Origin of the sequence: Rhodococcus sp. FH8 (genome assembly GCF_019266085.1) — a bacterium.
In the GTDB taxonomy this organism is placed as follows: Bacteria; Actinomycetota; Actinomycetes; order Mycobacteriales; family Mycobacteriaceae; genus Rhodococcus_F; species Rhodococcus_F qingshengii.
In genome coordinates, this window is sequence record NZ_LPNQ01000081.1 from 22,099 (window position 1) to 36,053 (window position 13,955).

General features: G+C 60.5%; 15 protein-coding genes. 9 read left to right on the forward strand and 6 right to left on the reverse strand.

The features are described from left to right. Positions 1-17: 17 nt before the first annotated feature. Positions 18-305 (forward strand): hypothetical protein, encoded by a 288-nt coding sequence (locus ATN38_RS30000; RefSeq protein WP_218749262.1) that lies wholly within the window; start codon positions 18-20, stop codon positions 303-305. A gap of 1,080 nt (positions 306-1,385) precedes the next feature. On the opposite strand, the gene ATN38_RS30005 is transcribed toward ATN38_RS30000, so the two are convergent. Next, on the reverse strand, positions 1,386-3,464 hold the full coding sequence (locus ATN38_RS30005; RefSeq protein ID WP_042451038.1) for a hypothetical protein: 2,079 nt from the start codon (positions 3,462-3,464) through the stop codon (positions 1,386-1,388). 529 nt (positions 3,465-3,993) lie between these two features. Here ATN38_RS30005 and ATN38_RS30010 point away from each other — a divergent pair. Next, positions 3,994-4,176, forward strand: a complete 183-nt coding sequence (locus ATN38_RS30010) for a hypothetical protein (RefSeq protein ID WP_042451037.1) — start codon at positions 3,994-3,996, stop codon at positions 4,174-4,176. 161 nt (positions 4,177-4,337) lie between these two features. On the opposite strand, the gene ATN38_RS30015 is transcribed toward ATN38_RS30010, so the two are convergent. Beyond that, positions 4,338-4,901 (reverse strand): GIY-YIG nuclease family protein, encoded by a 564-nt coding sequence (locus tag ATN38_RS30015; protein ID WP_218749264.1) that lies wholly within the window; start codon positions 4,899-4,901, stop codon positions 4,338-4,340. Between the two features lie 124 nt (positions 4,902-5,025). Between ATN38_RS30015 and ATN38_RS30020 the strand changes: the two genes are divergently transcribed. From ATN38_RS30020 to ATN38_RS30030, 3 genes are all read left to right on the forward strand, one after another. Continuing rightward, positions 5,026-5,772, forward strand: a complete 747-nt coding sequence (locus tag ATN38_RS30020) for a hypothetical protein (protein WP_218749266.1) — start codon at positions 5,026-5,028, stop codon at positions 5,770-5,772. Between the two features lie 200 nt (positions 5,773-5,972). Then, positions 5,973-6,176, forward strand: coding sequence for a QsdR family transcriptional regulator (locus ATN38_RS33460; protein ID WP_372454387.1), 204 nt, complete (start codon positions 5,973-5,975; stop codon positions 6,174-6,176). Positions 6,177-6,232: 56 nt separating this feature from the next. Further along, on the forward strand, positions 6,233-6,412 hold the full coding sequence (locus ATN38_RS30030) for a hypothetical protein (RefSeq protein WP_218749268.1): 180 nt from the start codon (positions 6,233-6,235) through the stop codon (positions 6,410-6,412). Here the strand turns inward: ATN38_RS30030 and ATN38_RS30035 are convergent, their stop codons facing one another. From ATN38_RS30035 to ATN38_RS30050, 4 genes are all read right to left on the reverse strand, one after another. After that, entirely contained in the window at positions 6,413-6,754 is a 342-nt protein-coding gene (locus ATN38_RS30035) for a hypothetical protein (protein ID WP_042451032.1), read from the reverse strand. It abuts the gene before it with no gap. 35 nt (positions 6,755-6,789) lie between these two features. Continuing rightward, entirely contained in the window at positions 6,790-7,470 is a 681-nt protein-coding gene (locus ATN38_RS30040; protein WP_042451030.1) for a hypothetical protein, read from the reverse strand. A gap of 63 nt (positions 7,471-7,533) precedes the next feature. Continuing rightward, on the reverse strand, positions 7,534-8,355 hold the full coding sequence (locus ATN38_RS30045; protein ID WP_218749270.1) for a class II glutamine amidotransferase: 822 nt from the start codon (positions 8,353-8,355) through the stop codon (positions 7,534-7,536). Positions 8,356-8,376: 21 nt separating this feature from the next. Beyond that, positions 8,377-8,820 carry a hypothetical protein gene (locus ATN38_RS30050; RefSeq protein ID WP_030537512.1) on the reverse strand — a complete coding sequence of 148 codons (444 nt, stop codon included), beginning with the start codon at positions 8,818-8,820 and terminating at the stop codon, positions 8,377-8,379. A 343-nt stretch (positions 8,821-9,163) separates the two neighbouring features. On the opposite strand from ATN38_RS30050, the gene ATN38_RS30055 reads away from it, so the two are divergent. The 4 genes from ATN38_RS30055 to pepN all read left to right on the forward strand — a co-directional run bounded on the left by ATN38_RS30055 (position 9,164) and on the right by pepN (position 13,933). Next, positions 9,164-9,895: a hypothetical protein gene (locus tag ATN38_RS30055; protein ID WP_070161072.1), complete on the forward strand. Its 732-nt coding sequence runs from the start codon at positions 9,164-9,166 to the stop codon at positions 9,893-9,895. Beyond that, positions 9,892-10,506 carry a class F sortase gene (locus ATN38_RS30060; protein ID WP_231783390.1) on the forward strand — a complete coding sequence of 205 codons (615 nt, stop codon included), beginning with the start codon at positions 9,892-9,894 and terminating at the stop codon, positions 10,504-10,506. The genes ATN38_RS30055 and ATN38_RS30060 overlap by 4 nt, the downstream gene beginning before the upstream one ends. 93 nt (positions 10,507-10,599) lie before the next feature. Then, positions 10,600-11,400 (forward strand): bifunctional hydroxymethylpyrimidine kinase/phosphomethylpyrimidine kinase, encoded by an 801-nt coding sequence (thiD, locus tag ATN38_RS30065; protein WP_003946192.1) that lies wholly within the window; start codon positions 10,600-10,602, stop codon positions 11,398-11,400. Positions 11,401-11,449: 49 nt separating this feature from the next. Continuing rightward, positions 11,450-13,933, forward strand: a complete 2,484-nt coding sequence (gene pepN, locus ATN38_RS30070; RefSeq protein ID WP_218749272.1) for an aminopeptidase N — start codon at positions 11,450-11,452, stop codon at positions 13,931-13,933. Positions 13,934-13,955: the final 22 nt, after the last annotated feature.

The following is a 13,955-nucleotide window of genomic DNA, read 5'->3' on the forward strand; positions in this document are numbered from 1 at the left end:
TTAAGGATTGGTGAATAATGTCAAAGAATAAGAAGGTGATCGATGTTACCGATCGAGTGGAAAGGATGGAGGCACTTGAAGAGCGTTTTGGGATTTCCATTGATGCACTTTATGTAAGGTATGAGGAGCATGGATCGGGCGAAGACACTTTTCGTGCGCTTTCGGCGAACTTTGATGTCGTTTCGTCAACTGGATCGATAGATCAGGATTTAGCAATTGTTGTGTCGTCATATAATTATGGCCAACAATTAGAGGGTACGACGAAGTCTGTAATTAATATGGGTAGATATTTCGGATTAGAATAATGCAGTGTAGCAGTTATCGACATCTCGGGTCCGCCAAGTAGAATACGAATCTTTCCGAAGATTTGGTGAAACGATATTGATCGTCATTTGTCGATCTGTCACAGAACCCCCTGTGGCCGGGATTCTTGACGTTCTCATGTTTCGTTGATCATTCGGAGTTGAATTGGTTGAAGCATCGGCGTTGTCGGACACAGGATTGCGAGTGCCAGGTGTCAATCAGATGGTCTGCATACGGCGAGGTGTATGGCACCCAAACCGCATCCACGAGGAGCAGACATGGCCGCCGCTGACGGCGCACCGAGTACTGGTATAGATGTGGCCGGTGTTGTCCCCTCTGAATGCTCGGTTGCCAGAGTGGGATGGTCGGTGTTGCTATCAGGGTCCTGGGTCCAGCTTGTTATGTGCGGAAATGGGGGGTCGAAGGAAGCGACTACAGCAGTGTCCTCAATGACCGGGAAGTGAGATTCTCGGCGGTGATGGCCGTGCCTGAGTGCGTAGGGCTGGACCTGGATATTGCCGGTCCGGCAAATGAATTGCGAACAGAGCTGAAGCGAAAATTCCTTTCCGTGGTGAGGCCTAATGCCCCAACCTCATTTGAAGGAGAGTGGTGCGACGGAGTAGGTGGTCTCATTCGGATGGTCGTGCTTGATCCGCAATCCGGATTTCGTTGGTTGGAGCCATTTCACTCCAATAGCGGTCCAGGGCTTGACCTCTGAGGGATTTAAATCCGAATGCAGCGCTTGTCGTCGCACTGGCCCCGAGCGCCATCCGTGCGATCCCGAATGGTCGAGGCTACGACAATCCTCGGAACGCCAAACATTAGGGGCACTAGGGGACTCTATTTTGGTGATGGCCCCGGAGGGGCCAGCCCCACAGATCAAGCCAGAAAATGATCGTACTTTGAGGTCAAACCCGCAAAAGTGAAGCTCGGCGGGTCACACTTGACGTCGAGCGGTGTGCCGGCCCCGGCAAGCACTGCGACCGGGATCGCAGGTGGATGCTCTTACGATGGTGCTGACCGAGGAATCACGAAGGGTCAAAACCAGCTGTCGGATCTGAGAGTTCAGAGACGCGCGCGGCTCACTGCGCCTCTACGGATTTGAGAGCCTGCGTCGTTAGCTTGCGGTGTCGGTGGACAGCCGCAACCGCCAGCCCGAATGTTACCGCGCCATAGAATCCAGGAGCAGGATTCAAGGGCTGAGGCATGGCGACAAGGAGGATCGAGGTGATCGTCAGTCCCGCGGCCACTATCAAACGGCTGCACCGGAATCCTGCAGCGACCATCGCTGCTCCGATCACCAAGATCGGGCTGGCCAGTAGGTTGAGCCCGAGGAGATTGAACATTCGATGCATGTCTTGTGTTCGATCTTGTAGTTCTGTGGGAAAGACCAGTGCTGGCCCCGCGGCCGTTCCCGCGATCAGTAGGGCTGTGACAGACCATTTCCAACTACGTATTCGCGACCTTTTCTGGCCCAAAACTGCCATGGGCCCGTACCCCTTCTTCTTGAGGCGTTCTGCATAGCGGTTCAACGTCGCGTTACGTCGACAGGCCGAAATGATCGAAATGCTCGACAAAGCCATGACGACTACTAACAATGACGTCAGCATTCCGACAGTCGATGCCAATATCGGAATGCCGAAAATAACGACCAGAACCCCTGAGCCGAATGCGGCCCATCGACGCACCAGCAGGGCGTTGTTCAACTCCAGGCTTCCAACCTCGAATAGCTCGCGGGTGCGCACAGCGGAAGGCCCTGTGGTGGAATTTGCTGCGGCCTCTATCCGCCGACAAATGTCAGTGAGCACGAGACCATTCTCGAAATATTTGATGTGATCGAAAAATACAGAATCTGTCTGCACAATTCGCACCACGCGGTGCGGACTACCGAGCAGCGACATGGCTGACGCCACCGGATCGTGACGGGCGACCAAATCAACCCCTGGGCAGTCAATCGCGTTGGACTCGGCGATCTCCGGGAGCCAGTTTTTCGTCACTGCGACCCCAACAGCAATGAACAATCCGAGCAGGAAAGTGATGGGGCCCATCCATACCAACGCGGTATCAGAGGCGGTCACTTCACCCAGTTTGCGGTAGTAGGAAAGAGCGGCTGCTGTTTGATGAGCGCTCACCGATGCGTCCAATCCGGCGAACAACATCGCAGACGTGGAATATGCGATGGTTGCCAACAGTACAACGAATCCCCGCAGTGCTACTGCAGTCGATGAGGTCAGCGAAATCGTCAACAGTGACATTGGAGCTGCGAACAGGAACACAAGCAGGCAACCCCACTTTCCAACATTTTGTTTTGTTTCGAGCACTCTTTGTGTGGCGAGAAGAGCATGACCGGAGCCGAGAGTGACGAGCTGGTCGCGGCGGCCCAATTGCCCTCGCCTAGCGAGTTCGGCCAGTATCGACCCTCCTTGGGAGTGCCCGACGAGTACGCGCTCATCACTGTCGACTGAAGTGATGGATGCCCACACCTGGTCTGCGATAGCGCGCCTCCCGCCGTCGGAGACCTCGATCCATGAAAGGGCATGGACGATCATTGTCTTGATGCGGTGCAGCCACTGACACCGAAGGCCGAGCACTCGACCTAGGGGTTCGAGCGCTCGACCCAGGATCCGGGCGATGAATCCGACAATGAGTAGGACCACAATTGCAATTGCACGGGCAATCAAACCGACACACCTACGGACTCCGGCGACGAGTGCCCTCGCAAGGCCCTTCTTCGTGTTCTCATGAGAAGGGATCAGCGATTGCAGTGCTGCGGCGACATTCACTAAGCCGAGCGAAAATAGGGCATGGCGAAACCATCCGAATGCCTCATTCCAGGTGCGGTCGCCCACGTCGGCTCCCCACAGCACGGGATCGAGTACGACCTCGCATTGGTCATCGTTCAGAAGTACGTGGTTGTGTTGCCGCATAACTCCACAGCCGTCGCATTCAATGTCCGACAACTTCTCGGTGGTGGTGGCCTGCCACCACGACAGGAGTTTTTCAGTACTCTTCTGCGACCACTCCCGATGATTGGTCACCCCGATGCCGTGAACGATCGGTACATGAATCCGCCGGATTGCGCGCCCGCTGCCCAGCGGATTGTTCTCCTGATGCTCGCTGACATCGGCACCGCGCTTTTTGGCCCTCTTCTTCCTCCCCATACCCGGCAGGGTAGTTACGCACCCCGACAAATTCTCGCTGGTGAGCCATCGACCGATCGTCGCCGATGGTGACGGAGGACTTCGCCTCCGGGCGGTTAGGTCGAACTCGAATAAAGAGTGATCGCGTGATTGTCGCCGATCGCACGTGAATTCTGATCCACGACGTGCTCAGTATGGGAATTCAGTTCTCGCTGCACTGAGCTGGCGGCGCTCTGTAGCGAACAGTGCACCGTATGACCTGGGCGATGGCAGCAGAAGATTGCGGGAAACCGGCTGCGAAGGGTGAGGCAGTCCGCCGCAAGCTGAGGAGGGAATCGGCACGGGTTGTCGCGGCGGTCAGCCGATGAGGGGCGGGAGGCCGTTGCGGATCGAGAGGCAAGCCTCCTGCGGGGGACATGTCATCGTCGCAGGTCAGAGGCGCCCACGACAACTGCTTTTCCACAGAATCTGGTAAAGGGCCTATGTACCCACAGAACGGGTGACAACCGGTTCATCTGCCGTGTTGCAACCATCAAGGAAAGGCCCACCCGTGGATACCGATGACTCGCGGCCCGCCAACTCGGGACTCGCCATCGCGATCGCAGGATCGGCCGGGACCGCGCTCACTGCGATCGCTTCAGGTAGCCCTATCGCGGCTGTGATCCTCGCTGGTGCCGTCGTTCTCGCGATCCTCGCAGTGAGCCTGTTCTTCTTCCGGGGCGACCGTTCCTGAAAACCCATGGTGCGGGCGGCGGTCGAGACGACGCCGGCAGCTCTAGGCGGAGCGATGTGCGCTAGCTGGAAAGGCCCCTGGCGCGAGACGGGAGCCTTCCTGCTGTAGATGTCGCGTACCATTTCGCATGGGGGACTTGTCGTTTGCCCATGTCAAACGGCCTAAATGGGCGCTGGGTCTTCAGGTTTTACACTGGCGCTATAGGCAGCCCGCGCAGCCTCGATCACGGCACGGGCAGGTCCGCTGGCGTGGGCGACATTGAGTGGTGGCGCCCACTGCGCGATGACGGCGGCTTCGACCGCGTCTGGTGTGGGGTGTTGGCACCAGCTCAGTTGTAAGTGTGTGTGCATCCACGAGGTCAGGCGAATCTCGTCCTCGTCGATGAGCACGACGCGGTCGGTGCGACGGGTCCGGTAGTGCTCGGTATCGAGCAGGAGTCCGGCAAGGGTGCGGCGGAGGGTGGACTGTCCGCTGCGGCGCAGGTGGTTCCTAACGACCCGCCGGCGCAGGTTTGTGGCGAGACCGATATAGAGCAGCTGCACCCCGGTGTCGGACGGGTGCGTTGGGCTGGGGAGCTGAGGAAACACCTCTGGAGCTGCCCACCACGCGTACAAGCCCGATGACGCGGGGAGCGCGGCCAGGTCGTCGAGCCTACGAGTTGAGGCACTGAGCGCAGTGATGGTGCCGACCGCATCGAGCGGTGCCGCTGGCGGGGAGGTGTGCATGGCGGTTAGTCTGCCGTGAATCGCCGACAGCTCAGCGAGCCACGTGCTATACGTGCAGTTCAAAAGGCGAAACGGTGAGGCGTTGGGTGTAGGTGTGTCTGCCTGGTCGGTTACGGTTCGGCGCATGCACAGTGATGAGGGCATTTCGCGGCTGGTGGCCGCTGTTCGTGAGCTGGACCCCAAGCCACGGGAGCGTCGGTGGGTGAGCGTGAGCTTCTGTGTGCTCGACGCGGTCTACAGCATCGGTGCGCACTACGACAATCATGTTGTGCCCGTGGTCCGTCGAGTTGCGGCGGACTTCGATGTGGAATCGCCGTCCGTGGAGATGTCGGTGCCGGAAGCGGCAGATCCGGTCCCGCTCGATGCGTTTCTCGATCGCTACACCTCGGTGGAAGCACTGGTGGAGACGACGAAGAACCGGCAGAACACCTCGACACGTGGCGGCATACGTAAGGCTGACGCGGTTCTTCGGTACGCGGAGATGTTGCGTGAACACGGCGTGCTCACCCTCGACGATGCCCGCCGGCTACTGACCGACACAGTCCGGCTCGACGCGGCCGAATCCGCGTTGCGGAAAGTTCCCGGTGAGGGCGGTGCGGGTGTGCGCCGCGGCTATCTGTGGATGCTGATCGGGCACCAGGACACGGTCAAACCCGATCGGATGGTGTTGCGGTGGCTCGCTCGCCACGGAGCGGAAACAACACCGGATTCCGCGCGCTTGCTCCTTCGTGACATCGCTCAGGTGCTGAGCGAGGAAACAGGGCGGGTAGTCACTGCGTGGGAGGTCGACCACGCCGTCTGGCAGGCCGCCCGTACCTCGTCTACGGCGACGGAACTGTCGAGTCGGGAACCGGAGTCAGGTAGAACATGAGCAACCAGGAGACGCCTCGCCGCCGGAGATTGAGCGTGTGGTGGGGCGTCGTCCTGGGACTAGCGTTGGGGCTCTTTCTATTTCCAGTTCTGGCGCTCCCGCACTTCCCGCGCGTTGGACATTGCTGATCCATTGGCGACGCCGGGTCCGACGCCGACGTCGTACTGGGTAATTGGATCGGTGCAGCATTGGCAGCGTTCGTGCCGGCTGCGGTTTTGGGGTGTTTCCGTCAATTGACTCGCGAACCGCAAACGGCGTTGTGCATACTCACAACTGGACTGGGGCCGATTCAGGGCACGATGGTCGAATTCGTGCGAAGGATGATCGAAACCGAAATACCAGAGCAGGTTCGGCCCGACCTGCCCGTCGAGGACATGGCATACTGCGCGTCATTCCAGCCGTGATCCCGCGACCATTCGTTTCCTGGATCGTCTCGGCGACAATGCTTTGTACTGCAGTGGTGGGCTTCTTTACCGCGTTCAGCTCCGATATGTCGTCTCTGCTGTCGATGGTGGGGAGTCTCCCTGCGGCAGTGCTGGCATTGGTACTTGCTGCGGTGCATCAGGGGATCGCCTTGCAGAACAAGCGCGCCACTGCGCGTGCTCGCGGCGGGCTTCGCAATACGCGATCGAGTGAGTGATCAGTCGGGGCTGAAGAACAGCTCCATCGAGATCCAGAACCACGCCACCATTGCCGCCACAGAAAGGAACGCGAGCACCAATGGCAACGCGAATTGCCTGCCGGTGCGGCTGGGAATAGTCATAAGTCCGAGAATGACGAACACGGCGGCAGGCGCCGCCCAACTTATCCAGTAGGTGAGCGGTGGCGGGTTGGGGCCGAACGACGTGAACGAACGGTTCGGATAAAGCTGCGGCTGCGGGACATCTGCGAAATGTTGCCACAGGAGTACCAACGGCAGATAGCCGAACAGCCCGAGCAGAAGGCCGACGACGAGTCCCGCGAAGATTCGCTCGCCCCTCATCTCGATGCGCCCGTCGAAATCAATCGTTCCACCGCCTATGCCACTTCTGGAAAGTCACGAGCCTGCATCCGTAGTGCCCACGCCCGGGCCGCAACGAACGTCACGGCCAATACGAGCACCACCAGCAGTACGACTGCAATCCAGGTGGGAGCGGCGGTGGAGAAGCCCAGCTTCCACGCAGTACCGACACCCGCAGCAGTCGCCGCCAACGCCCCTACCGGAAGCATCGCCGCGACCGCTCGCGTCGTGCGAACAGTAAGTCGATCCCCGGCAGCGCGAAGAACTCCGAACACGGCGGCGACCGAAAGGCCATAGGCCAGAAGACCGCTGACGGCGTAGACCAGGAGCGGGGACCATCCCATATCAACCGACCCGGTGAATGCCATGCCGATCAAGACCAACAGGGGCGTCAGCCCAAGCGTGACGCCTGCGATGCCTGCCACCACAGTTCGAACCAGTCGATTGTCTTGGCTTCCGGAGATTCGCACGCCCGCGAGGCGGAGCACGAACCCGGTCAGCGCGCCCAGAAGGGCGCCGATCACCGCAGCGTCTATCGACCAGTTCCATTGTGATTCACCGGCGAAGCCCGAGATTGTCGTGCCACCCGAAAAAAGTGTGATCGTGGCCGATGCCTGTAAGGACCCCTGTGTCAGCGACGCGGCGACCAAGGCGACGGCTGCCCCGAACAAAGCAAACCCGAGTGCCTGTTTCCACATCAAGCCATCATCACTTAAGTGCGGCGAGAATTCGGCACAACAATCGGTCTTTGACTGCATTTCCTACCGGAGTGGGATCGGCACAAAGTTCCGCATCTCGTCCCGTCCGGGCCGGATGACGCCTGCGGCGGATTCGGGAACCTCGTTCCAGGCGCCGGGAAGGTCACGTAGAGGCTCGGAGACGACGATTCGGGTCTCCTCACTCAGATGGTGCAGGGCATCCACCTCAGGATGGAGCTTGCGCAACATGGAAATCTCGGTGGAGAAGAACAACGACCTCGACTGGTGCTCGCTGGAATAGCGAAAGATCCAGGTGGAGATGCCATCCGACGTGGCGACGGTCATCTGAACCGGATTGTCGATTCCCTGCGAGCGGGCCGTGTGCTCGACGAATCCGACGGCCCTCGCGACACCTTCGAACGGATCGTCGGTCAGGCCGAACGTCAGCGCGAGGAAGAACAAGGTTTCCGAGTCCGTCGATCCTTCGAGATCCGGAAAGAGCGACGGATCAATGGCAGTCACCAATTCCCGTTTCATGTCGTGGAATCCGTGTAGTGAACCGTTGTGCATCCACAACCATTGCCGGTGCCGGAACGGGTGACAGTTGCTGCGCTGCACTGCAGTTCCCGTCGAGGCGCGGATGTGAGCGAACAGCAGAGGGGTGCGCAATTGGGAGGTGACTTCGCGCAGGTTCGAGTCGTTCCACGCGGGTTCGATGCTCTTGAAAACTGCCGGTTGGGGGCCTTCCCCGTACCAGCCGATTCCGAAGCCGTCGCCATTTGTCGTCGTGGCCCCGAGTTGAGAATGCAGGCTCTGGTCGATCAGCGAGTGCTGTGGCCTGAACAGCAAGTCATGGGCCAGTATCGGCTCTCCGGAATACGCCATCCACCTACACATACTTTCAACTCAAGCAGATCGAGTCGGCGTTGACGGTGCATGCGCAGCGGCGTGCGTCGTCTGGGTGGGCTTCCATGTCGACACAGCCCAGATCACGACGATGTTCAGCGCGATGATGAGAGTCGACCACCAGGGGTAGTACGGCAGCCACAAGAAGTTCGCGATGATCGAGATCGCGCAGATCACCACTGCCGACACCCGCGCCCAGGCCGCTCCGGTGAACAGTGCGAGCCCGACGAGAGCGACGAGCGCGCCCAGCACGAGATGGATCCAACCCCACGTCGTCAGGTCGAACTGATAGACGTAGTCGATCCCGACTACGAACACTTCGTTTTCGGCGACGGCAGCGAGTCCTTGGAAGAACTGCACGATGCCGACCGTCACCAAGATGACGGCTGCCCCGATCGATGTTCCTACCGCGAAACCCTGCTTGACTGATGTTGTATCCGACATGACGGTTTCCCTTGATTCGGTGGGGGGCGACCGGACACGTGCCCGGCACGCTCGTTGTAGTGATCGTTGTTCCACCGGCTGACCGCTATGAAACGGAAATACCTGTCCAATGCGGTGAGAAATCAGTGCGATCTGCTCCGATGTGCGGGCGAAATGTAACTTCTGACCCCTGTTGATCCGATGTACCCCTTGCCGGAACGCGTGTGCGGAGAAATTGCTCGTAACCGAAGTTCACAGAAAACAAGAGGAATTCGGCACGGAATTCGACCTATTTGTCCAGCTGTACTGGTATTTTGACTGAATTGACCGGAAGCTACGGTCCGCGGAAAAAGGTAGCGAGAGAATGACGATCTTCGGCAGGCGTACCGCGGGCATCACCGCGACGGCCTTCGTCTTGGCGACCGTTGTGTCGACAGCACTCCCCGCAGTGGGATCGGCTGCCCCCGTTTCGCTCACCCGCGCGTGCAACTCGGAAATCAACGAAAATTCGATGTCACTCGATCCGGCCGTGATCGACGGTTGGTACGACATCTCGACTGGATCGCCTGGAACGAAAATCAACTCGATCGAGGCGTGGCGGACAGTGCCGGGAGACATCCTCGAGTTTCGCGCATCGGTGACGATCAGAGCCCACGGAAGTCCCGTCCGAGGGACCCTTCGGATCGACGGCGCCGGCTTGACCGGAGATCAGGATTTGATCTCCAGAATGACGTTGACCCAAGATCTCGGCCGGTCAGGGTCAACGGTCACCGACGCTGACGACGGTTCGGTCATCCCCGTACGTGCCAAGCTCGCATTCGACGTCACAACTCCTGGACAAGTGGCACAGAACCAGACGGTCAACCTCTCGGCAGTCAAGATTGTCTTGGCAGGAGACACCACCGATCCGGGAGGTGAATGCCCCGGCCCCGGCCCGGGCCCCGGCGGCGGCGGGAATGGAAGCGGTGGCGGGAACGGCGGTGGTGACGGTTCCGGTGGGAACGGTGGGGATTCCGGTGACGCACTTCCCGGTCGAAACGTAGGAAACCGAGTACCAATTGCCCAGATTCCGTCCGGCCCGACTTCTCGTCCGTGACAGCGGCACCTGGATCCACGGCCAGCCGAACGTGGGCCGCTGCAGTAGTGGCGACAATGCTCTTGATCGGCGGATGTTCCGACGACGGTGACTCGCCGACCCGCGTCCTCGCGACCGGCCAACAAGATTTGCCGCCAGAGATTCGCGCGGTGGTCGACGGTCCGGATGTCCCGACCACGCTGCGCACAGGCAACAGCACCGCTGACATCCTGCCGATCAAGACGACGACGGACGGCTCGCTCATTCCGCCCGAGGATGTCAGTGAGATCGGATGGTGGGCAGATTCGGCATTTCCCGGCTCCGGCGCGGGCACCGTGGTGATCACCGGACACATCAACGACATCTATCAGGGTGACGGTTTCGGAAAGAAGTTCTCGACACTGGAAATCGGCTCGGTCGTGACCGTGGCGGGCGCCGGGGGACAGACCTGGAACTACCGTATCGATGCGGTCGATCACTACAGCAAGGACGGCGAGCTGCCGGTCGAGCGATTGAACAGCCTCGACGGACCCGAAACCCTCGCGCTGATCACCTGCGGCGGCGAGTTCGTCGGTCCGCCGTTCGGATACGAGGACAACGACGTCGCGTGGGGAACTCCGGTGCCCGCATAGCCGAAAACCAGACGTCGGAACGGTTGATAAACTGGGTCCCGCGTTCGTGGCCATCCACGCACGTTTCGAAAGTCCGAAGAAGGAGATTGTGCTGTGGTTGACCTCGCCTATGTCATCGCTGGGTCCGAAGCGACTGGCGGTGCCGGCCTGCAGGTCGATCTGAAGACGTTCCAGGCATTGGACGTCTACGGCGTAGCGACCACCACATGTATCGTCTCGTTCGATCCCAAGAACAACTGGGGTCATCGCTTCGTACCGATCGCTCCTGACGTGATCGCTGATCAGATCGAGGCTGCCACGGCAGCTCACGATCTGGACGTCGTCAAGATCGGAATGTTGGGAACTCCTGCCACGATCGAGGTTGTGGCAGAGGGTCTGCGTCGGCAGTCCTGGCGCCACGTCGTCCTCGACCCGGTCCTGATCTGCAAGGGCCAGGAGCCCGGCGCGGCTCTCGATACCGATACAGCACTTCGTGATTCGATCCTCCCGCTCGCCACCGTCGTCACACCCAACCTGTTCGAGGCACGCACCCTCGCCGGAATGGACAGCATCGAAAGCGTCGACGACCTCATCGAGGCCGCACGTCGTATCCATGATCTCGGACCCAAGTACGTGCTCGCAAAGGGCGGTGTCGAACTCGCCGGTGGCGACGCCGTCGACGTGTTGTTCGACGGGACCGACGTGACTGTTCTCTCCGCCCCCAAGGTCGGCGAAGAGCGCGTCTCGGGTGCCGGTTGCACGCTGGCCGCCGCAGTGACCGCGGAGCTGGCAAAAGGCGCCGACGTGGGAGAAGCCGTCGCTCTGGCAAAGAAGTTCGTCACGGCGGGCATCGAAGGCCGCGTCTCGGCACACACGCCGTTCGACACCGTCTGGCAGGGCGCGTTCAAGGGATAGGGCGCACGGCGGCTCACATCGCCGCGCGCGGCCTGGCAGGATCGAGTGCGTGAGTACTGCGAACCTGAATCGAAGCGAAGTCGCCGAACGATCTCGAGCCATCTCCGTCGCCGGTTACCGGGTGGAGTTGGATCTGCGATCGGCGGTCGACTCCGCCGTGAAGACCTTTTCGACGGTCACGACAATTGATCTGACGTCCTCGGTGGAGTCCACGTGGCTCGATTTCATCGGTGCTGCAGTCGATTCCGTGGACGTCGACGGTGCGTCGATTCCGGTGGAGTACGACGGATCCCGGATCGTGCTGCGCGGACTCGGCGGATCGAACGTCGTGCGAGTGGCAGCTCACGGCCACTACAGCCGTTCCGGCGAAGGGCTGCACCGATTTGTCGACGACGCTGACGATCAGACGTATCTGTACACGCAATACGAGCCTGCCGATGCCAGGCGTGTTTTCGCCTGCTTCGAGCAGCCGGACCTCAAGGCGCCCTTCACATTCGAGGTGACAGCACCTGACGGCTGGGAAGTCCTGTCGAATCAGCCCGCGACCCAGACTCTCTCCGTGGACGGTGCACAACGCGTCACTTTCGCCCCGACGCTGCCGATCTCGACCTACATCACCGCGATCGCGGCCGGGCCGTATCACCGCGTGGCGTCGTCGTGGAGTCGCGGCGAACTCACTGTCGAGTTGGGTGCGCTGTGCCGGGCGTCGTTGGCTCCGTACCTCGATGCGGAGAACGTTTTCGACATCACCCGTCAGGGGCTGGACTTCTACGCCGAGTACTTCGACTATCCGTATCCGTTCGGCAAGTACGACCAGATCTTTGTCCCCGAGTACAACCTCGGCGCCATGGAGAACCCGGGACTGGTGACCTTCACCGAGGCATACGTGTTCCGCGGCACCGCAACCGACGAGCAGCATCAGCGCCGCGCCAACACGATCCTGCACGAAATGGCGCACATGTGGTTCGGCGATCTCGTGACCATGGTCTGGTGGGACGACTTGTGGCTCAAGGAATCCTTCGCCGACTTCATGGGATCGCTGGTCAGCGCCGAAGCTACTCGCTTCACCGATGCCTGGGTAGCATTTGCCATCAAGCGGAAGGCGTGGGCGTACCTCCAAGATCAGCTGCCGACCACGCATCCTATCGTCGCCGACATCGTCGATCTCGAAGCTGCGAAGCTGAACTTCGACGGAATCACCTACGCCAAGGGCGCCAGTGTCCTCAAGCAACTCGTGGCGTTCGTCGGCCGTGACGCGTTCTTCGAAGCGGCACGACGGTACTTCAAGGCCCACGCCTTCGGGAACACCACGCTGGTTGATCTGCTCGACGTGCTCGCGGAGACTTCCGGACGTGATGTGCGCGAATGGGCCCGAATCTGGTTGCAGACCACCGGAGTGTCCACGCTGTCGCTCGACGGAACAGACCTGGTCCAGACGGACCCGAGGCCGCATCGGCTCGCAGTCGGAATCTACGACTACAACGAGTCCGGAGACCTTGTTCGCACCGAACGTGTCGAACTCGACATCACCGAATCACGCACGTCGGTCGACCTTCCGCCCGGAGCACTCACACTGCTCAACGACGAAGACCTCACCTACGCCAAGGTGCGATTGGACGCGGAATCTCTGTCCACTGTCGAGGCATCCCTGGACCGCGTGAGCGATCCGCTTGCGCGCGGGGTGATCTGGTCGTCGCTGTGGAACTCGGTGCGTGATGCGCAGCTCTCGGTGTTCCGGTACCTCGACATGGTGGAACGATTCGCTCCCGCGGAGACAGATCTTGCGATTCTCAGCTCGATCCTGACCGATGCCCAATACGCGGTTCTTCACTACGTTCCGAAAAGCTTGCGGCCCAATGTAAGTGCAGGCTGGTTGGAAACGACCTGGAAGGCGGTGTTCGAAGCCGAACCGGAGTCCGGAAGACAGCTGGCATGGGCACGGGCTCTGTCGGCCGCTGCAGCGGTCAACGATGCTCGCGCCGACGAGGTGCGGTCGATACTCGACGGCACCTGCCCGGGGCCGGTCGGACTGGCTCTCGATCCTGATCTGCGGTGGGCATTGTGGATCGCCCTGTCGGCGACCGGCCATGCGAGTGTGAGCGACTTCGACGGTGAGCTGAGCAAGGACAGCACGTCAGCGGGTCGAACGGCGTACGTCCGCGCTGTGGCGTCGATTCCCGATGCCGAGACCAAGGCGGCTGCCTGGGCGTCGGCGACCACTGACGGCTCACTCTCGAACGACCGCCTGGATGCGACGATCGCCGGATTCCGTTCGGGCACGGACCCGTCGTTGATCGAGGGATATGCGGCAGAGTACTTCTCGTCCCTGGGGAAGTGGTGGTCCGAACGCAGCATCGAGATCGCGCGACGGTTGGTGAACGGGCTCTTCCCGGCAGCTGAAGACACCTCTGCTGTCGATTCCTGGATCCAGGCCAATGCGGAGGCGCCCGCGTCGCTGCGGAGGCTTGTTCTCGAGCGTCGGGATCACCTGGCCCGAGACCTACGTGCCCAGGCATCGAACGCAGTGATCTGACGCCATCAGCTCCGAAATGTCC

Coding starts and splice junctions, on each gene's coding strand:
- ATN38_RS30000 (WP_218749262.1), top strand. CDS start 18: ATGTCAAAGAATAAGAAGGTGATCGATGTTACCGATCGAGTGGAAAGG.
- ATN38_RS30005 (WP_042451038.1), bottom strand. CDS start 3,464: ATGGGGAGGAAGAAGAGGGCCAAAAAGCGCGGTGCCGATGTCAGCGAG.
- ATN38_RS30015 (WP_218749264.1), bottom strand. CDS start 4,901: ATGCACACCTCCCCGCCAGCGGCACCGCTCGATGCGGTCGGCACCATC.
- ATN38_RS30020 (WP_218749266.1), top strand. CDS start 5,026: ATGCACAGTGATGAGGGCATTTCGCGGCTGGTGGCCGCTGTTCGTGAG.
- ATN38_RS30035 (WP_042451032.1), bottom strand. CDS start 6,754: ATGAGGGGCGAGCGAATCTTCGCGGGACTCGTCGTCGGCCTTCTGCTC.
- ATN38_RS30040 (WP_042451030.1), bottom strand. CDS start 7,470: ATGTGGAAACAGGCACTCGGGTTTGCTTTGTTCGGGGCAGCCGTCGCC.
- ATN38_RS30045 (WP_218749270.1), bottom strand. CDS start 8,355: ATGGCGTATTCCGGAGAGCCGATACTGGCCCATGACTTGCTGTTCAGG.
- ATN38_RS30050 (WP_030537512.1), bottom strand. CDS start 8,820: ATGTCGGATACAACATCAGTCAAGCAGGGTTTCGCGGTAGGAACATCG.
- ATN38_RS30055 (WP_070161072.1), top strand. CDS start 9,164: ATGACGATCTTCGGCAGGCGTACCGCGGGCATCACCGCGACGGCCTTC.